Origin of the sequence: Mycobacterium sp. IS-836, from assembly GCF_001954275.1 — a bacterium.
In the GTDB taxonomy this organism is placed as follows: domain Bacteria; phylum Actinomycetota; class Actinomycetes; order Mycobacteriales; family Mycobacteriaceae; genus Mycobacterium.
On record NZ_MBEU01000062.1, the window covers coordinates 190,629 to 209,957 of the forward strand.

Below are 19,329 nucleotides of genomic sequence, written 5' to 3' on the forward strand. Positions count from 1 at the left end.
TATCTCACTTGGACGCTGGCAAGGCGGAAATATGTTTGCAGGTTGCGTTAGCTAACATTGCGCGTTTATGTTAGTTGTCTGACTGACTAACGACTACGGCGCGAGAGGCTAGAGCCAGATGAATGTCGTGAGGCGTGCATGGATGCCGCTGGCCATCGCGGTCTTGGTCGCGATCGCGGGTTTCGCCGTCTACCGGCTGCACGGGATCTTCGGAGTTGATCCCACCACGTCGGCGGCGAACGGGCGCCCCGATGACATCAAGTCCTTCAATCCCAAGCGCGTGACCCTCGAGGTGTTCGGTCCAGCCGGGACCGTGGCCGACATCAACTACCTCGACGTCAACGCCGCACCGCGGCGCGTCGACGGTGCCGGGCTGCCGTGGACTTACAGCGACTCCACCACCGCGCCGGCGGTCAGCGTCAACGTCGTGGCGCAGGGCGGCGGTGAGGTCATCGGCTGCCGAATCACGGTGAACGGCAACATCAAGGATCAGAGAACCGTCGAAGGGGTCAACCCCCAAACCTTCTGCCTGGTGAAGTCCGCGTGATCGCGCGAACGGTCCGCCGGCTTGCGCTGCCCATCCTGCTGTTCTGGCTGGGTCTCGCCGCCGTCACGAATACCGTTGTGCCACAACTGGAAGCGGTCGGGGAAGCGCACGCGGTGTCGATGAGCCCCGACGACGCTCCCGCGATACAGGCGATGAAGCGCATCGGCCAGGTATTTCACGAGTTCGATTCGGACAGCGCCGTCATGATCGTCCTGGAAGGCCAAGCGCCGCTGGGCGACACGGCGCACCGGTTTTACGACGACCTGATCCGCAGGCTCGCACAGGACAAGAAGCACGTCGAGCACATCCAAAACTTCTGGGGCGATCCGCTCACCGCGGCCGGCTCGCAGAGTCCCGACGGCAGGGCCGCCTACGTGCAGGTCTTCCTCGCCGGGCACCAGGGCGAAACACTGGCCAACGAGTCCGTCGACGCCGTGCGGCGCATCGTGTCGGGCGCACCGGCACCGGGCGGGGTCAAGGCGTATGTCGCGGGCTCGGCGGCGGTCACCACCGACCAACTCGAATTCGGCAACAAAAGCGCCCGCAAGGTGATGGGTGTGACGGTCGGGGTCATCGTCCTGATGCTGCTGATCGTGTACCGATCGTTGGTCACCGTGTTGCTGACGCTGCTGATGGTCTTCATCGAATTGCCCGCCGTGCAGGGCGTGATCGCGTTTCTGGGAAGCCATGGAGTCATCGGGCTTTCGACCTTCGCGGTGCAAATCCTGCCGATACTGGCCATCGCGGCCGGCACCGACTACGCGATATTCGTCGTCGGCCGATATCAGGAGGCCCGCCAGGCGGGTGAGGACCGGGAAGCCGCCTACTACACCATGTTTCGCGGCAGCGCCCACGTGGTCCTGGGGTCGGGTCTGACCATCGCGGGCGCGATGTTCTGCCTGTCCTTCACGCGGCTGCCCTACTTCCAAACCCTGGGCGCGCCCTGTGCCATCGGCATGTTCACGATGGTCGCGGCCGCGCTCACATTGGGCCCGGCCATCCTCACCCTGGGCAGTCGATTCGGCCTGTTCGATCCCAAACGGAAAATCAAGACGCGAGGCTGGCGCCGGGTCGGAACCGCCGTCGTGCGCTGGCCCGCGCCGATACTCGCCGCGAGCTGCGCGAGCGCCCTGGTCGGGCTGCTGGCCCTGCCGTCGTTCACGACGAGCTACAACGACCGCAACTACCTGCCCGCGATCACGCCGTCCAACATCGGATACGCCGCCGCGGACCGGCACTTTTCGCCGGCGCGGCTCAACCCCGACCTACTTCTCGTCGAGACCGACCGCGACATGCGCAATCCCGCCGACATGCTCATCCTGGACCGGGTTGCCAAGGCCGTCTACGGGGCCGACGGCGTCGCCCGCGTTCAGGGCATCACCCGGCCGCTGGGCGCCCCCATCGAGCACACGTCCATTCCGTTCCAGATCAGCATGCAGGGGACCACGCTGACCGAGAACATGAAGTACATGCACGACCGGATGGCCGACATGCGCGCCGTCGCCGATCAGATGGCGGGCGTCATCGACACCATGCAACGGATGCTGGCCCTGATGCGCGGGCTCGCGGCCACCACCCACGACATCGCGGGCCGGACAAAACAGATCGTCGCGGACACCAACGACGTGCGCGATCGCATCGCCGACTTCGACGACTTCTTCAGGCCGCTGCGCGGCTACTTCTCCTGGGAGCGGCACTGCTTCGACATCCCCGTCTGTTGGGCACTGCGCTCGGCGTTCGATTCGCTGGACGGCGTCGACAAACTCACCGGCGACCTGGCCGGCCTGGTGAAAGACACCGACAGCCTGGATGTCATGCTGCCGCAACTGATCTCGCTGCTACCGCCGATCATCGACGCCACCTCGACCATGCGCACGATGACGATGACGATGTACAGCTCGTTCTCCGGGCTGCTGGATCAGATGGACGCCGCCCAGCAGAACGCGAGCGCGATGGGGCAGGCCTTCGACGCGGCCAAGAACGACGATTCCTTCTACCTGCCGCCGGAGGCGTTCGACAACCCCGACTTCAAACGCGGCCTGGCGATGTTCCTCTCGCCCGATGGGAAGGCCGCCCGGTTCATCGTCACCCACAACGGCGATCCCGCGACGCCCGAGGGCATCTCGCACGTCGACGCGATCAAAAAGGCCGCGCAGCACGCCGTCAAGGGAACCCCCTTGGAGGACGCCAAGATTCAGCTGGGTGGCACGGCCGCGACGTACAAGGACATGAGCGATGCGGCCAAGTACGACCTGCTGATCGCCGGGATCGCCGCGGCCAGCCTGATTTTCGTCATCATGCTGATCATCACCCGCAGCGTGATCGCGGCCCTCGTCATCATCGGCACGGTGCTGCTGTCGCTGGGATCCTCGTTCGGACTGTCGGTGCTGGTCTGGCGAGACATTCTCGGGAGTCCGTTGCACTGGCTGGTCATCGCGATGGCGCTGATCGTCCTGCTGGCCGTGGGATCGGACTACAACCTGCTGCTGGTATCCCGTTTCAAAGAGGAAATCGGCGCGGGCATCAAGACCGGAATCATCCGCGCCATGGGTGGAACCGGAGCGGTGGTGACCTCCGCCGGGCTGGTGTTCGCGTTCACCATGGCGTCCTTTGTGTTCAGCGATCTGAGGATGATTGGCCAATTCGGCACGATCGTCGGAATGGGGCTGCTCTTCGACACACTCGTTGTGCGCTCCCTCATGATGCCGTCGATCGCGGCCCTGCTCGGACGCTGGTTCTGGTGGCCGCAACGGGTCGCCTCCAGACCCCGAGCCGCGAGGCCAGCGGCCTCGACCCGGACCGTCGCCGAAAGCCTGCACGCATGACCTTCCGTCACGCCGAACAACTCTCCAAGTCGATCCGCCTCGCCGCACCGCCGGAGAAGGTGTGGAACCTGATCACCACCGTCGCCGGCATCGCCGAGTGGTACGACACCTGGGACGCCGTCGAACACGCCGCCGAGGACCAACGACTCCAGGTGGGCACGTCGTTTCGGCTGATTCGTCATCGCCGCGGCCGCGACGACACCGCGCTGTGCCGCGTCACGTCGCTGCGGGCGCCGAGGTGGCTGAGCTGGGTTCAATACACCCCCCAGCTGCCCGCCATGTCGGTCGAGTTCCAGCTGTTGCCCGCCGACGGGGCCACCCTGCTGGAGCACACCAGGAGCTGGATCACCACGTGACCGGAAGTTCGACGAGCCCGCCGGCAAGCACGTCGCGACGCATGGGCAGTGTTGCGGGATCGACCGTGAGGTTCATCGACGGAAACCGTGGAATCAGTTGAGCGAAAACCGCTTTCAGCTCGATGCGGGCCAGCGGGGCTCCGATGCAATAGTGCCCGCCGTATCCGAACGCGAGATGGGCGGCTTCCTTTCGGGCGACATCAACGCGTTGCGGGTCGGCGAACGTCGCGGGGTCGTGGTTGGCCGCCCCGACGTCCAGCAGCACCAGGTCTCCGGCGTGGATGGCGACACCGTCGATGTCGAGGTCCGTGCGCGCGTAACGGGGAATGCCGCCCACCCCGCCCCCGGTTGTCGCCGCTCGTAACAGTTCCTCGACGGCATTGGGAATCAGCGCGGGGTTATCAACAAGCGCCTGCCACTGATCGCGATTGGTCAGCAAATGCATTGTCCCCAAGCCGATCTGGACCACAGTGGTCTCGTGACCGGCGAACAGCAAGAGCATCGACATCGTGGCGGCGTCTTCGTCGGAGACGCCGTCGGTCGCACACAGCCGCGACATGACGTCGTCGCCCGGGTGGGCGCGCTTGCGCTCGACCAGGGTGCGGCCATAGTCGAACAGCGCGGCCAGCCCGCGCTCGGAGCGAGCGTGGTCGCGCACGTTGCCTGCGTCCTCCGCCCAGGCGCGGAACTGGTCTCTGTCGGAGTAGGGGACCCCGAGCAGCTCGCAGATCACCAGGATGGGCAGCGGCAGCGCCAATCGCGCGTGCAGATCGGCCGGGGGGCCCTGCTTTTCGAGTTCGTCCAGCAGCCCGGTGGTCAGTGCCTCGACTCTCGGTGCCAGCGAGCGCAGGTGCTTGGGCGAGAAATGGGGCTGTAGCAGTGCCCGCATCCTCGCGTGATCCGCCGCCTCGCTGTCGAAGTCGCCCAGCGGGCCACCGAACAAAGCCGATTCCCCCGTGCGCGCGGCCGTTTCGGGTTCGCGATGCGAACGGCCGAGGCGATCGTCGTCGAGCAGCCGTCGCACGTGGGTGTAGTCGCTGACCAGCCAGGCCATATCGCCGACCGGGGTCCGTACCCGATGTATGGGCAGTCCGATGGATGTCATAACATGTCCCGAGGAAGTATAAGGATCCTTATACAACCGTACTTGTATACTTGGTTCTAGACAAGAGGAGGTTTTGGGGTGACGCTTGTCCAATCCGAGCCGACCCGGCGGATGCCTCGCGCCCAACGGCGCGAGCAGATCCTCGAGGCCGCCACCCGCGCCTTCGCCCGCGGCGGCTTCGCGAACACGGGACTCGACGCCATCGCCGCGGAGGCCGGCGTGACCCCGGTGATCCTGTACCGGCACTTCGCGTCGAAGGCCGACCTGTATCGCGAAGTTATAGAGAGTGGTCACCTGAGGCTGCGCGAGGCGACCGGCGGCGAAGACCTCGACGATGCCAGCATCCCCGCGTTCATCCGCGCGGCCGCGGCCGATCCGGACGCCTTCCGACTTCTCTACCGTTACGCCGCCCGCGAACCGGAGTTTCACGACATTATCGACACCCTCATCGAGAGCTCGGCCGACCTCACCCGCCGCCACCTCGCCGGCGTCGCCGATGATCGGTGGCGGAGCTGGGCGGCGCGGCTGCTACCCAGCATGACGATCGACGCCGTCATCGCCTGGCTCGACGCCGGCCAGCCCGACCCCGACGACGCCGCCATCCGAATCAGGAGCGTTGTCGACGCCGTGATCCAGGCCGCCGAGCGCTGACCCAGGGGCGGTAGTCGGCGGCCACTAGACTTTCTGCCGTGACCGAACCCGCTGACGCCGTGTCGACGCCCCGCCCTGTGTTGGTGGTCGATTTCGGCGCACAGTACGCGCAGCTGATCGCCCGCCGCGTGCGCGAGGCGCGGGTCTTCTCGGAGGTGATCCCGCACACCGCCTCGGTCGAGGAGATCAAGGCCCGCGATCCGGTGGCGCTGGTTCTTTCCGGCGGACCGGCCAGCGTCTACACCGAGGGCGCGCCACAGCTCGATCCGGCGGTGTTCGATCTCGGGCTGCCGGTGTTCGGCATCTGCTACGGGTTTCAGGCGATGGCGCGGGCGCTGGGCGGGACGGTCGCCCACACCGGCACCAGCGAGTACGGCCGCACCGAGCTGAAAGTCACTGGGGGCGAATTGCATTCGGGCCTGCCGAGTGTGCAGCCGGTGTGGATGAGCCACGGCGACGCCGTCACGGCCGCCCCGGATGGATTCGACGTGGTGGCCAGCAGCCCGGGCGCGGTGGTGGCCGCCTTCGAGAATCGCGAGCGGCGCCTGGCCGGGGTGCAGTACCACCCCGAAGTGATGCACACCCCGCACGGTCAACAGGTGCTCAGCCGGTTTCTGCATGACTTCGCCGGGCTGGGTGCCGAGTGGACGGCCGCCAACATCGCGGGCGCGCTCGTCGAGCAGGTGCATGCCCAGGTCGGCGACGGCCATGCGATCTGCGGGCTGTCCGGCGGGGTGGATTCCGCGGTGGCCGCCGCGCTGGTGCAGCGCGCCATCGGTGACCGGCTGACGTGTGTGTTCGTCGACCACGGGCTGTTGCGGGCCGGCGAGCGCGCGCAGGTGCAACGCGATTTCGTGGCCGCCACGGGCGCCAACCTGGTGACCGTCGACGCGGCGGACACCTTCCTGGAGGCGTTGTCGGGGGTGACCAATCCCGAAGGCAAGCGCAAGATCATCGGTCGGCAATTCATCCGGGCGTTCGAGGGTGCGGTCCGGGATGTGTTGGGGGACAAGCCGGTTGAGTTCCTGGTGCAGGGCACGCTGTATCCCGACGTGGTGGAGTCCGGCGGGGGCAGCGGCACGGCCAACATCAAGAGTCACCACAACGTCGGCGGCCTGCCCGGCGACCTGAAGTTCAAACTCGTCGAACCGCTGCGGCTGCTGTTCAAAGACGAGGTGCGCGCCGTCGGGCGGGAGTTAGGCCTGCCGGAGGAAATCGTTGCGCGCCAACCGTTTCCGGGACCGGGGCTGGGCATCCGGATCGTCGGCGAGGTCACCGCGAAGCGGCTGGACACATTGCGACGCGCCGACGCCATCGCGCGCGAGGAGCTCACCGCCGCCGGGTTGGACAACCAGATCTGGCAGTGCCCCGTGGTGTTGCTGGCCGACATCCGCTCGGTCGGCGTCCAGGGCGACAACCGCACCTACGGGCATCCGATCGTGCTGCGGCCGGTCTCCAGCGAGGACGCGATGACCGCGGACTGGACGCGGGTGCCCTACGAGGTGTTAGAGCGCATTTCCACCCGCATCACCAACGAGGTCGCCGAGGTCAACCGCGTGGTCCTGGACATCACCAGCAAGCCCCCCGGCACCATCGAGTGGGAATAAGCACGCGGGGCTTGGCTACTCCACGAATTCGCGCCTGCCATAGGCGATAGTGGCCGCATCCCAGTTCCCGCCGGCCTCGGCGACGAGCCTGCGGGCGACGTTTCGGTCGTCGTTCCCGGCCACCAGGATCAACGTGTGGTCGGTGGTGGTGACCGACCCGCCCCGGATGCGGTCGCGGGCGGCCGGGTCGGCCACCAGCGCGTCACCGAAGCGGGCGATGTCGACGTCCGGCACGGCGATGAGGACCGCGTCCTGCTCCGGCGCGTGCTGTGGCAGGTAGTCGAAGGTCAGCACCGCTTCCTGGTTGAGCTGGCCGCGCAGCGCCTCGGCAGCGGCGTGCGGCGAACCGCCGGCGCCGCACAGGTGAAACTCGCGCGAGCGCTCATAGGTGCTCCGCTGCAGCGCCGTCGACCAGAACACGCCGTCGAGCGGGGTCGAACCCGTCACCGCCGCGCCGCTCAGCGCGATCGTGACGTCAGCCTGCGCCTCGAACAGGGGATCGGTGGTGTCGGTGACGAACAGCTCCGCCGGATGACAGGGCTCGGCATGGGTGGGCGCGGGAAAAGTAGAGCAAAAAAGCACCACGAGCCCCACCAGTACCGAGCGCATAAAGCAGCCTCTCACGTTTCTTGACGGTTGTCGGAGGGCGGGTGTTTACTCCCAATATATCGAACATGCGTTCGAAAACGGCGTTCACTAGGAGGCAGTCATGACCGCGGCATTGGCCTCCGAAAACCGCGCTGAGCAGCTGGAATCGCTGCGCCGGCGGATGGCTGAGATGTCGGGGCGGGCCGTCGCCCCCGCCGACGACCTGCTGCCGGACTCCGAGTCCCGGCTGGCAACCCCACGGTGGCTCGCGGAGTTGCTGCAAGTCCAGATACCGAGGGGAACGGTGGCGGTGCTGTCGGGGGCGCGGTCACTGCTCTTGGGCATGGTCGCCGCGGTGACGGCGGCCGGGGGCAACGTGGCCATCGTCGGCCAGCCGGACATCGGACTGCTGGCCGCCGCGGAGATGGGGGCGGACCTGAGCCGGCTCGCGGTGATACCGGATCCCGGGACCGATCCGGTGGAGGTGGCCGCGGTACTCATCGACGGCATGGATTTGGTGGTACTCGGTCTGGGCGGGCGCCGGGTGCCGTATACCCGCGCGCGGGCGGTGGTGGCGCGGGCCCGCAGCAGGGGGTGCACCCTGCTGGTCACCGACGGCGATTGGCAAGGGGCGCCGACGCGGCTTGCGGCCCGGGTTTGCGGCTACGAGACCACTTCGGCTTCTCCAGGGGCTCCCGCCCCTGGATTCGGACGCATCAGCGGGGTGCGGCTGCAGGTCAGCGGCGTATGTGCGGGCAGACGGGTGAGCGGCCGAGCGCGAGCCGGGTGAAGTCGGGTGGCTACTTCCGGTCCGGGTTCCGGTCCCGGTTCTCGGGTGCTGGCGATCTGGTGCATGGACTGGCCCGCGGTCGCGGCGGCGGCAGCGGCGGACCTGCCCGCTACTGCTCCCATTGCGGTCACGTTGGCCAATCGGGTGATCGCCTGTTCGTCGGCCGCTCGTGCGGTGGGAGTGCGCCGAGGGCTGCGACGCCGCGAGGCCGCGGCCCGGTGTCCGCAACTGCACGTCGCGACCGCCGACGCCGACCGCGACGCCCGCTTCTTCGAAGGGGTGATCGCGGCGGTGGACGATCTGGTGCCCCGCGCCGAGGTGCTGCGTCCCGGCCTCCTGGTGTTGCCGGTGCGTGGGGCGGCCCGCTATTTCGGGTCCGAGGAGAAGGCCGCCGAGCGGCTGATCGACGCGGTGGCCGCGGCCGGCGCCGAGTGTCAGGTCGGGATCGCCGACCAGTTGTCCACCGCGGTCTTCGCCGCGCGCGCGGGTCGGATCGTGGAACCGGGAGGCGACGCGAAGTTCCTGTCGGTGCTCTCGATCAGGCAGCTGGCCACCGAGCCGAGCCTGTCGGGTCCGGGGCGAGAAGAGCTGACGGATCTGTTGTGGCGGATGGGGATTCGCACCATCGGGCAGTTCGCCGCGCTGTCCCGCACCGACGTGGCCTCCAGGTTCGGCGCCGACGGGGTGACCGCACACCGGTTCGCCCGCGGCGAACCCGAGCGGGGTCCGTCCGGGCGGGAGCCGCCACAGGAACTCGAGGCCGTCCTGGACTGCGATCCACCGATCGACCGGGTCGATGCCGCGGCATTCGCCGGACGCTCGCTGGCCGGCACGCTGCACCAGATGCTGATGGCCGCCGGAGTGGGATGCACCCGGCTGGCCATCCACGCCGTCACCGCCAACGGCGAAGAGCTGCAACGGGTGTGGCGGTGCGCCGAGCCGCTGACCGAGGACGCCACCGCCGACCGGGTCCGCTGGCAGCTGGACGGGTGGTTGAGCAACCGGACCGCGCAGGACCGGCCCACGGCGGCGGTGACGTTGTTGCGGCTGCAGGCGGTGGAGGTGGTGTCCGCCGAGGCGCTGCAATTGCCGCTATGGGGCGGCCTCGGCGAGGAGGACCGGCTGCGGGCCCGCCGGGCGCTGGTGCGGGTGCAGGGCCTGCTCGGCCCGGAGGCGGTGCGGGTGCCGGTCCTGTCCGGCGGCCGCGGGCCCGCCGAACGCATCACGCTGACCCCGCTGGGTGATGAGCCGGTGCCGCACGCCGACCCTGGCCTGCCGTGGCCCGGGCAACTGCCCGAGCCGTCGCCGGCGGTCTTGCTCGACGACCCGGTGGAATTGCTTGACGCCCAAGGCAATCCGATACGGGTGACGGGCCGGGGGCTGTTCTCGGCCGACCCCGCCCGGCTGACCGTGCGCGCTCGAGACGAGCGGCTGAGTTGGTGGGCCGGGCCGTGGCCGGTCGACGAGCGGTGGTGGGATCCCGACGCCAAGGGCCGCGCCGCCCGCGCACAGGTCTTGCTGGAGGACGAGCGAGCGTTTCTGCTGTGCTACCGCCAGCGGCGCTGGTATCTCGAGGGGAGTTACGAGTGACGGTGCTTATCCGGTGGGCCGCAACGCGTCCGGCGTCAGGTCCTTCAGCGAGGGGTACCCGTCGACGGCCATGATCAGATCCGCTTCGGCCAGCAGCGAGCGCAGCACGTGCACCACACCGTCGACACCGCCGAGCGCCAGGCCGTAGGCGTAGGGACGGCCGATCCCCACCGCGGTCGCGCCCATCGCCAGGGCTTTGATGATGTCGGCGCCGCTGCGGACGCCCGAGTCGAAGAGCACCGGCATCCCGTCGGCGGCTTCCAGCACGCCGGGCAGGCAATCCAAGCAGGGCAGCCCGCCGTTGGCCTGCCGGCCGCCGTGGTTGGAACAGTAAATGCCATCCACACCAATGTCTTTGGCGCGCCGGACATCGTCGGGATGACAGATGCCCTTCACCATCAGCGGCAGCGCGGTCTCCGACCGCAGCCACTCCAGGTCGCTCCACCGGAACGGGCCACCGAAAATCGGCAACTTGCGCACCGCCGCCTCGGTGGCGTCCTCGCCCGGTTGCAGGCCGGCGCGGAACACCGGATCGGAGGTGTAGTTGGCCAGACACCCACTTGGCACCTGAGGGTAGTTCCCGGCGCTCAGGTCGCGCGGGCGCCACCCGGTGACCCAGGTGTCCAGAGTGACCGCGATGGCCTTGAAGCCGCACGCCTCGGCGCGATGCACCAGGCTGGCGGCCATCTCACGGTCCGGCGGGGTGTACAGCTGGAAAAAGCTTGGGGTATCGCCGAGTTCGCGCACGACGTCTTCCATAGGGTCGGACGTGAGGGTTCCCACAAAGAACGGCACACCCGTGCGCGCGGACGCCCGGGCCGCGGCCAGGTCGCCGTGGCCGTCCTGGGCGCAGACCCCGAGAACCCCGATCGGCGCCATGAAGATCGGGGACGGCAGGGTGAGGCCGAACAATTCGACGGACATGTCGCGCTCCTCGGGGGCGATGCCCATGCGGGGGAACAGGCCCCATCGTTTGAAGGCCTCGGCGTTTGCCCGCTGAGTGTGCTCGTCGCCGGCGCCACCGGCGACGTAACCCAGCACCTTCGGAGGCATCGCGGCGGCCGCCTTGGCCTCCAGGTCGGCGAACTTGATGGGGTAGGGCGGCTGGCGGCCCGCCTGGCCTTGATCGTAAAGCTCGTTCTGATATTCGGCGAAAGCCATGGGCGGATTCCTTCCTAATCGCTTGTGGGCCAGATCTTTCGCGTCAACAGCGCACCGGCCGCCGCGGCCGCGCCCAGGACCACCGCCGGAATGGCCACCCGGGCAACGCGCGTCCGCGGGTCCGGTCGGGGCCGCTCCGGGGGAGCGGCCGAGCGGATGTCGGCCGAGCCGTTCGCCATGGCCATGAGCTGACCCAGGTGCAGCGCGTTGGCCTCCCCGGAGTCGCCGATCTGCGTCTGGCAGGAAAACCCATTGGCCACCACCAGGGCGTCCGGATTCTTCCGGATCGCCGGCAGCAGCGCCTGCTCGCCGCAGTCGAGCGAAATCTGGTACTTGCCCTGCTCGAATCCCCACGAGCCGGCCAGCCCGCAGCATCCGCCGGAGACCGGTTCGACGTCGAGGCCCATCTTCTCGAGCACCTTTTCGTCGGCGTCGACACCGCCGGTGGCGCGCTGGTGGCAGTGACCCCACAACAGGACCCGCCCGGCGGAAACCTTGGGTGGCTCGATGTCGAACGAAGTGAGGAACTCGGCAAAGTGATAGCTGTTGCGCGCCAACCGGTCCGCGTCATCGTCGTACGGCATCAGCTTCTTGAGTTCGTCCTTGAAGACGGCCAGGCAGCTCGGTTCCATCCCGACAACCGGTGTGCCGGCGCGTATTTCGTCGCGCAACCGGTCCAGGACATGGGTCAGGTAGTGCTGCGCGGCGTCGAGGAAGCCGTAGTCGTACAACGGGCGACCGCAGCAGATGTGGCCCATCGGCATGACGACCCGCCAGCCGGCGGCCTCGATCGCTTCGACGCACGCCACGCCGACGTCGGTGTGCAGGCGGTTGTTGAAGGTGTCGGGGAATAGGACCACCCGCCGGCCGCCTGCATTGACGACCGGACGCGCGGCGAACCACTGCTGCAGCGTCATCGGTGCGAAGGTGGGTAGCGGCCGGCGCCGGTCAATTCCGCCCAGCGCCTTGGCGATTCGCGAGAGGCCCGGCGTCTGGGTGGCGAGGTTTGCCAGCTCCGGCATCGCGCTGGCCAACCGGGCGGCCTGGTCGATGAACCCGAACGCGTAGGCATAGCGCGGCCGCCAGCGGCGCAGCGACCGGAAGTGGTGGTAGAGGAATTCGGCCTTGTAGGTGGGAATGTCCACGTTGACCGGGCAGTCGCTGGTGCAGCCCTTGCACGCCAGGCAAAGATCCAGCGCGTCGGCCACCTCGTTGGACTGCCAGCCGTCGGTGATCACCTCGCCGCGCAGCATTTCGAACAGCAGCCGCGCCCGACCCCGGGTCGAGTGCTTCTCCTCCCGAGTGACCTGGTAGCTCGGGCACATGGTGGTGGTCGCCTCGGGCACTCGGCACTCGCCGACCCCGACGCAGCGCAGCGCCGCGTGCGAGAAGTCGCCGTCGTCCTCGGAGTAGGCGAATTTCACCCGCGGCCGCGGCGGGTTGTAGTCGGTGCCCAGCTTGAGGTTCTCGTCGAAGCGATACGCGTCGATCACCTTGCCCGGGTTCATCTTCCACTCGGGATCCCAGATCAGCTTGAACTTGCGCATCGCCTCGATCAGCCGCGGGCTGTACTGCTTGCCGAGCAACTCGGCGCGCTGTTGACCGTCGCCGTGTTCGCCGGACATCGAGCCGCCGTAGGACGCCACCAGGTCCCCGGCCGCTTCGAGGAAGTGCCGGTAGGTGCGCAGCCCATCGGTGTGCCGCAGGTCGAAACTGATCCGGGAGTGAATGCAGCCCTCGCCCAGGTGCCCGTACATGGCGCCACGCAGGTCGTGGTCGGCGTAAAGGCGCTGTAGATCGCGCAGGTAGTCGCCGACCCGCGCGGGCGGCACGGCCGAGTCCTCCCACCCGGGCCAGTGATCGCCGCTGTCGGCCGGGAACGCCGTCGACCCCAGGCCGGCCTCGCGGATCGCCCACAGTTCCTCGCTGTTCCCGCCGTCCTGCTTGCTGCGCGACAGCACGATGCGATCGTCGTCGTAGCCCTGCTTCTTGCGCAGCCAGCCCGCGAATTCCTCGGCGCGGCGCAGTGATTCGCCCGGCTCGTCGGACCCGAACTGCACGAACAGCCACGCCCCGGTGGACTTGGGCCGGGGCAGGGCCGCCCGGCCCGCGGAGTTGACGTCGGTCAGCTCCTGGTTGTGGACCAGCAGGTGGTCGACCGCCTCGAGACCGATCGGCTTCCATGCCATGATCTCCGGCACCGCGTCGCCGGCCTCGCCGATCGAGTCGTACTGGACGACGACCAGGGTGCGGTGGTTCATCGCCGGGGTGAGCATGACGGTGGCCGTCAGCGCGACCGCGCAGGTGCTCTCCGTGCCCACCAAGGCCCGCGCGACGTTGAAGCCGTTCTCGGGCAGCAGCTCGTCGAGGTTATAGCCGGACACTCGCCGCGGCAGCTCGTCGACGGAAGGAAAGCCCTTGCGGATGTCCTCGGCGTACTCGTCGCGCAAATCCCTTAGGGCCGCATAGATTTCGCCCTTGCGGCCGCCGGCGGCGATGATGGCGTCGAGGTTTTTCTCCTCGTCGACGCCGACGGTGAACCGCGCCCCGTCATAGGTGACGATGTCCAGCTCGTGGGTGTTGTCGGAGGTGCGCGGTCCGGGGCCGTACAGGTGCGACTGGATCGAGTGCACCCCGCACGAGTTGTTGCCGATGTTGCCGCCGAGCGTGCACCGCGAGTGCGACGACGGGTCGGGGCCGAACACCAACCCGTGTTCGCCGGTGGCCTTGTTGAGTTGTTCGTTGATCACGCCGGTCTGCACCGTGGCCAGCCGGCGCGCCGGGTCGATGTCGATGATGTCGGTGAGGTACTTCGAAAAGTCGATCACCACAGCCACGTTGACGGTTTCGCCCGACAGGCTGGTTCCGCCGCCGCGGCACAGGACCGGGGCGTGGTAGGCGTGGGCCGCCCGGACCGTCTGCACGACGTCCTCCAGCGTTTTGGGCACCACCACCCCGATCGGCACCTGCCTGAAATTGGACGCGTCGTTGGCGTACATCGCCAGCGTGGCGGTGTCGAAGCGCACTTCGCCGGTGACGTGCCGGCGCAGTTGGTTCTCCAGGCCGGTGACGTTGATCTTGTCGACAGCGGCCATTCCGGCGACGAACCGCGCGTCCGGGCGGGCGGGGATCGTCCGCACCTCGTCGGCCCTGAGCAGGTTCATGATCGCTCCCTTCGGTCCGGACAGCTACCCATAGCAACGATTGCCGGGGGCCACAATTCGTCGGCTACCCGCGGATATGGCCGTCAAACGGCGCAGACGCTGGTTATCGGGTGTGTCCGGTGGGTGCGCGGGTAGTCATCCAGCATGGCTTTGCGTGCGAGTTCACCGATCCCCATCGAATCCGTCGAGGCCTCGGCCTACTCGATCCCGACCGACGCGCCGGAGTCCGACGGCACGCTGGAGTGGGACTCGACGACCCTCGTCCTGGCGAGCGTGCGGGCCGGCGGGCAGGTCGGGGTCGGCTACACGTACGCGGGCACGCCTGTCGTCGATGTGGTGCGCTCCAAGCTGGCCGGCGTCCTGGACGGCGCGGACGCGTTGCAGCCGCCGGCGCGGTGGGCGCAGATGCAGGAGGCGGTGCGCAACCTCGGCAAGCCGGGGGTGGTCGCCGAGGCGATTTCGGCGCTCGACATCGCGCTGTGGGATTTGCGCGCTCGCCTGTTGGACGAACCGTTGGTCGTCACGCTCGGCGCAGTCCACGACGCCACCCCGATCTACGGCAGCGGCGGTTTCACCTCGTACGACAACGACGCCCTGCGCGCGCAGCTGAGCGGCTGGGTCGAGGCCGGCATCCCGCGGGTCAAGATGAAGGTGGGCCGCGACCCGGACGCCGACGCCGGTCGGGTCGCGGCGGCCCGGGCGGCGATCGGCGACGACGCGGAGCTGTTCGTGGACGCCAACGGGGCGTATCACCGCAAGCAGGCGCTGCTGTGGGCCGAGCGCTACGCCGAGTACGACGTGCGGTGGTTCGAAGAACCGGTGTCCTCCGACGATCTCGACGGATTACGCCAGCTGTGCGAGCGCGGGCCGGCCGGCATGGACATCGCGGCGGGCGAGTACGGGTACCACCTGCCCTACTTCCAGCACATGCTCGCCGCGGGCGCGGTCGACTGCCTGCAGGCCGACGTCACCCGGGCCCTCGGCATCACCGGGGTGCTCAAGGTCGCCGCGTTGTGCGACGCGCGGGGCATGGACCTCTCGCTGCACTGCGCCCCGCAGATCAGCGCCCAGGTCGGCACCGCCATCTGGCACCTGCGCCACCTCGAGTACTTCCACGACCACGTGCGGATCGAACGGCTCGCGTTCGACGGGACCATCGGCCCCGAGCCGGGCGGGCTACTGCGCCCGGACCGCACCGCGCCCGGGCACGGGGTGACCGTCAAGGACGCGGATCTCGAGCAGTTCCGCGTCGCCTGAACTCATCGGTCTCGCGCGCGAACCTGCCGACCCGTGCGATGAACCGGTCGAAAAATTCCTCGGGGTCCACGCCAACACCGATGTGCGCGTTGGGTTCCCGTCCCCAGCGCGCCGACCAGTCGACGACGGTCATGCCGCGGGTCAGGGTGCCGGCAAGCTCGACGTCGACCGTCGCCGCCCGGGTCGTCACCAGCTCCGGCTCCAGCGCGACGGCGGCGGCCAGCGGATCGTGCAGATGCGCCACGTATCCGTGAGCGTGGTCGTGGTGGACCTCGCAGTAGTAGCGCAGCGCGTCCTCGATCACCCGGATCAGCGGATTCGATGCCGTCGACCGGGTGCCGCGTTCGTCGTCGGCGCTCATCGGCGTGGTGGTCGAGTTCGCCGCGGCCGCGAGCCGCGCCACCATCTCCGGCGTCATCGCGATGTGCTGGGTGAGATCCAGCCCGCATAGCATCGGAAGGCGTTGCGGATCAAGGGCTTTAGACCAGGCAGCAAATACCTCGGCCGCGGCCTCCGGGTCCACGCTGATGTTCCATTCGGCCACCGGATTGGTGTTGCCGCGGTAATCGTAGGCCCCGCCCATGATCACCAGCCGGCGCAGCAGCGTCGGAAGTGCGGGCTCGGCGCGCAGCGCCAGCGCCAGGTTGGTCAGCGGCGCGGTGGCCACGCCGATCAACTCCCCGGCATGGGCGTGCGCCGCGCGCACCCAGGCGGTCGCGGAATCGTAGTCGGCGAGCCGGCGGCCGGTCGGCGGCAAGTCGGCGTATCCCATGCCCTTGGGGCCGTGCGCCTTCCCGGAGCGCAACGGACAACTCAACGGCTGCTGGGCTCCCTTGGACACGGGTATGTCTGTGGCCCCGCACAATTCGAGCAGACCCAGGTTGTTCTCGCACACCTGATCCACCGCGACGTTGCCGGCCGTCGAGGCGATGCCGATCACATCCGCGTCCGGGCTGGCCAGCAGGTACATCAGCGCCAGCGCATCGTCGACACCGGTGTCGACATCGACGAAAACGGGCTTCACCGCGGCAAGGATACCGGGGCGGATGCCGGCCCACTCATGGCCGGCTCATGGCCAGCGGGACGCGAAAGTGATCACCAGGACGTCACGCTGCGCCGGCGCGGGGCCGTCGATCGGCCGGACCGGGGTGACGCCGTGCAGGGTCCGGCGGTCGTCGCCCAGCAGTAACGTCCCGGGCTCGGCCAGCGTGGTCGTCAGCAGTCGGCGACCGTCCACGTCGCATACCGAACTCTCGCCGCCGATGGCGTTGCGGCGTCCGATCAGCAGCGCGCTGACCAGGGTGACGCCGTCGCGGTGCATGCCCTCGGGCGTCGGATGGCCGCCCTCGCCGCTGGATCGGACGCGGAACGGATGCACCTTGACGTTCCAGTTGACCACGTCGTCCAGAGCCGCCGCCAAGCGGGCCAGCAGCTTGATCACCTTGTGCAGCAAGGGATCCTGGCCGAACGCGTCGGTCAGCGGCTCGAAGTCGCGACCCCGGTTGATGTAGAGGGGATTGGAGTCGTCCGGCTGCGCGAAGGTGTTGGCGGGCATCCGTTGCGCAACCCCGTCGCGGAACAGGTACTGCCCGTAGCGGCGTAGCCGCACCACACCGAGCTCCGCCGCGTAGGGGTCGGACACCAGGTCCTCCCAGTGCCGGCCAAAGCGCGTCCAGGCTTCACGGCCCACCCCCAGGCTTCGGGTCACATCGAACGACGGGATCAGGGCCGCGCCCGTGCTGGTGAGGTGTTCGGTGGCGACGGCCACCGGGTCGGCGTGCGTGCGCCGGTCGGAAGTAATCCGGGTCATCGGTCGGGAATACCGCAATCCGGTGCGGCGAAACGCAACTAGCGGATTTACCAGTGCACTCCGGGCACCAATCGCACCAGCCGCTTGACCGGGCGGGGCGTCCGGACGCCGCGGGCGACTGCCCGCGCCGGGCGCTTCGGCTTGCGGCGGGCCGGCGTGGCCGCGCCCGGGTCGGTGGGCAGCCCGCGGGCCGCGGCCGAATCCGGGTAGCCCAGGTAGAGCTGATGCAGGATCCGCCGCGACAGCCTCGGTGTGAAGTAGTTGCCGACCTCGGCCAGCGTGCCCATCGGGGTGTCGATGCGGGCCGGTTTCTCCACCAGCCCGCGCACCACCATCGCCGCGGCGCGCTCGGGGCTGATCGGCGGGACCGGGTTGAGCCGCTGCGACGGCACGATCATGGGCGTGCGGACCAGCGGCATATGGATGTTGGTGAACGTGATGTGGTCGGACAGCGTCTCCGTCGCGACGACATCGGCGAACGCGTCCAGCGCGGCCTTGGTGGGCAGGTACGAACTGTATTTCGGATTGCGGGCCTGCACACCGGCGCTCGACACGTTGACGACGTGCCCGAACCGGCGTTCGCGCCAGTGCGGCAGCAGCGCCAGCACCATCCGCACCGCGCCGAAGTAGTTGACCGCCATCACCCGTTCGTAGTCGTGCATGCGGTCCGTCGCGTTGACCACCGAGCGCCGGATCGACCGGCCGGCGTTGTTCACCAGGTAGTCGACGTGGCCGAAGCGGCCCAGGATGTCCTTGACGGTGTGCTCGACCGAGGTGGAGTCGGTGACGTCGCAGGTGAACGCGAACGCCCGGCCGCCGTTGGCGCGGATCTCGGCCACCAGCTGATCCAGCGCGTCGGCGTTGCGGGCCAGCGCGAAAACCGTCGCGCCCTTTTCCGCGACGGCGATGGCCGACGCGCGGCCGATGCCGCTCGATGCGCCGGTGATGATGACGTGCCGGCCCTGCAGCGGTCCCGCCGGGTCGTCGCGCCGTGCGCGGTCGGGGTCGAGGTGCTCGGCCCAGTACCGCCACAGCTTGGGGGCGTAGCTCGCGAACTCGGGGACCTCGATGTCGGTGCCGCGCAACGCTTTCCGGGTCTCGTCGCTGACGAAAACTGGCTTCAGGTCGACGACGTCGAGGATCTCGGCGGGAATCCCCAGCTGGGTGGCCGCCATGTTGCGCAGCCATTTGGCGCGCCCACTGGCCTTCAGCACCGGCGCCGCCACCGAGCCGGGCAGCGACCCGCGCAGCGGGGGCAGCCCGGCCGCCTTGGCGACGCCGCGGTAGATGCCGCGCAGCCCAATGGTTTTCGGCGCGGTGAGGTGGAAGGTCTGCCCGTCTCGACCGTCGGCGTGCATGAGGGCGACCAGCGCGTCGGCCACGTAGTCGACCGGGACGATGTTGGTGCGCCCGGTGTCGGGCAGCAGGATCGGCGTCAACTTGGGAAGGCGGGCCAGCATGGACAATATTCCGAAGAAGTAGTAGGGCCCGTCGACCTTGTCCATCTCGCCGGTGCGCGAATCGCCGACCACCACCGCGGGCCGGTAGATGCGGTAGCGCAGCCCGGGCGCCGAGCGCACCAGCGACTCGGCCTCGAACTTGGTTTGGTGATACGGCGTCGGCAACTGCTGGCCGACGTCGAAGTCGTCCTCGGTGTACTCGCCGGCGAAGTCGCCGGCCACGGCGATCGACGACACGTGATGAAGCGTGGCGCCCAGTCGCTGCGCCAGCTCGATGACGGCGCGGGTTCCCTCCACGTTGGCGGCCCGCTGCGCGGCCTCGCCGGCGGTGAGGTCGTAGATCGCCGCGCAGTGGGGGGAGCGGGCGAAACCACTGGTCGGCGAGCTTCCGGAGCTGGCACTCAGCGACGAGACCGTG

Annotated in this window: 15 protein-coding genes; 8 read left to right on the forward strand and 7 right to left on the reverse strand. The window is 68.6% G+C overall.

Annotated features, from left to right (window positions below):
• Positions 1–118 precede the first annotated feature (118 nt).
• The 3 genes from A5747_RS17530 to A5747_RS17540 are packed head-to-tail and all read left to right on the forward strand — an operon-like array spanning position 119 to position 3,728.
• Complete coding sequence (locus A5747_RS17530; RefSeq protein ID WP_076126459.1) at positions 119–547, forward strand: MmpS family transport accessory protein; 429 nt, start codon at positions 119–121, stop codon at positions 545–547.
• Positions 544–3,372: an RND family transporter gene (locus A5747_RS17535; RefSeq protein ID WP_304528786.1), complete on the forward strand. Its 2,829-nt coding sequence runs from the start codon at positions 544–546 to the stop codon at positions 3,370–3,372. The genes A5747_RS17530 and A5747_RS17535 overlap by 4 nt, the downstream gene beginning before the upstream one ends.
• Positions 3,369–3,728 (forward strand): SRPBCC domain-containing protein, encoded by a 360-nt coding sequence (locus A5747_RS17540; RefSeq protein WP_076126464.1) that lies wholly within the window; start codon positions 3,369–3,371, stop codon positions 3,726–3,728. The genes A5747_RS17535 and A5747_RS17540 overlap by 4 nt, the downstream gene beginning before the upstream one ends.
• Here the strand turns inward: A5747_RS17540 and A5747_RS17545 are convergent.
• Positions 3,718–4,833, reverse strand: coding sequence for a cytochrome P450 (locus tag A5747_RS17545; RefSeq protein ID WP_076126467.1), 1,116 nt, complete (start codon positions 4,831–4,833; stop codon positions 3,718–3,720). The two genes, A5747_RS17540 and A5747_RS17545, sit on opposite strands and share 11 nt — an antisense overlap.
• 78 nt (positions 4,834–4,911) lie before the next feature.
• Here A5747_RS17545 and A5747_RS17550 point away from each other — a divergent pair, with 78 nt between their 5' ends.
• A complete protein-coding gene (locus tag A5747_RS17550; RefSeq protein WP_233148074.1) occupies positions 4,912–5,484 on the forward strand; it encodes a TetR/AcrR family transcriptional regulator in 573 nt (190 codons plus the stop codon).
• Positions 5,485–5,522: 38 nt separating this feature from the next.
• On the forward strand, positions 5,523–7,091 hold the full coding sequence (gene guaA, locus A5747_RS17555) for a glutamine-hydrolyzing GMP synthase (RefSeq protein ID WP_142245631.1): 1,569 nt from the start codon (positions 5,523–5,525) through the stop codon (positions 7,089–7,091).
• Between the two features lie 15 nt (positions 7,092–7,106).
• Here guaA and A5747_RS17560 read toward each other — a convergent pair whose 3' ends face one another.
• Positions 7,107–7,700: a hypothetical protein gene (locus A5747_RS17560; protein ID WP_233148075.1), complete on the reverse strand. Its 594-nt coding sequence runs from the start codon at positions 7,698–7,700 to the stop codon at positions 7,107–7,109.
• Positions 7,701–7,800: 100 nt separating this feature from the next.
• Between A5747_RS17560 and A5747_RS17565 the strand changes: the two genes are divergently transcribed.
• Positions 7,801–8,469, forward strand: coding sequence for a hypothetical protein (locus A5747_RS17565; RefSeq protein ID WP_076126476.1), 669 nt, complete (start codon positions 7,801–7,803; stop codon positions 8,467–8,469).
• 63 nt (positions 8,470–8,532) lie between these two features.
• On the forward strand, positions 8,533–10,059 hold the full coding sequence (locus A5747_RS17570; RefSeq protein ID WP_076126534.1) for a DNA polymerase Y family protein: 1,527 nt from the start codon (positions 8,533–8,535) through the stop codon (positions 10,057–10,059).
• 6 nt (positions 10,060–10,065) lie between these two features.
• Here A5747_RS17570 and A5747_RS17575 read toward each other — a convergent pair whose 3' ends face one another.
• Together A5747_RS17575 and A5747_RS17580 are read right to left on the reverse strand one after the other, a co-directional pair.
• The gene (locus A5747_RS17575; protein ID WP_076126478.1) at positions 10,066–11,220 is read right to left on the reverse strand and encodes an alpha-hydroxy-acid oxidizing protein; all 1,155 of its coding nucleotides are present in this window, start codon (positions 11,218–11,220) and stop codon (positions 10,066–10,068) included.
• Positions 11,221–11,234: 14 nt separating this feature from the next.
• Positions 11,235–14,384 carry an FAD-binding and (Fe-S)-binding domain-containing protein gene (locus A5747_RS17580; protein ID WP_076126480.1) on the reverse strand — a complete coding sequence of 1,050 codons (3,150 nt, stop codon included), beginning with the start codon at positions 14,382–14,384 and terminating at the stop codon, positions 11,235–11,237.
• Between the two features lie 144 nt (positions 14,385–14,528).
• Here A5747_RS17580 and A5747_RS17585 point away from each other — a divergent pair, with 144 nt between their 5' ends.
• A complete protein-coding gene (locus tag A5747_RS17585) occupies positions 14,529–15,641 on the forward strand; it encodes an enolase C-terminal domain-like protein (RefSeq protein WP_076126483.1) in 1,113 nt (370 codons plus the stop codon).
• Here the strand turns inward: A5747_RS17585 and A5747_RS17590 are convergent.
• The 3 genes from A5747_RS17590 to A5747_RS17600 all read right to left on the reverse strand — a co-directional run.
• On the reverse strand, positions 15,604–16,611 hold the full coding sequence (locus tag A5747_RS17590; RefSeq protein WP_369805127.1) for a nucleoside hydrolase: 1,008 nt from the start codon (positions 16,609–16,611) through the stop codon (positions 15,604–15,606). The two genes, A5747_RS17585 and A5747_RS17590, sit on opposite strands and share 38 nt — an antisense overlap.
• A 99-nt stretch (positions 16,612–16,710) precedes the next feature.
• Positions 16,711–17,451, reverse strand: a complete 741-nt coding sequence (locus tag A5747_RS17595; RefSeq protein WP_076126488.1) for a 2OG-Fe dioxygenase family protein — start codon at positions 17,449–17,451, stop codon at positions 16,711–16,713.
• Between the two features lie 47 nt (positions 17,452–17,498).
• A partial coding sequence (locus tag A5747_RS17600; protein WP_142245632.1) for an SDR family oxidoreductase occupies positions 17,499–19,329 on the reverse strand: 1,831 nt, incomplete at its 5' end.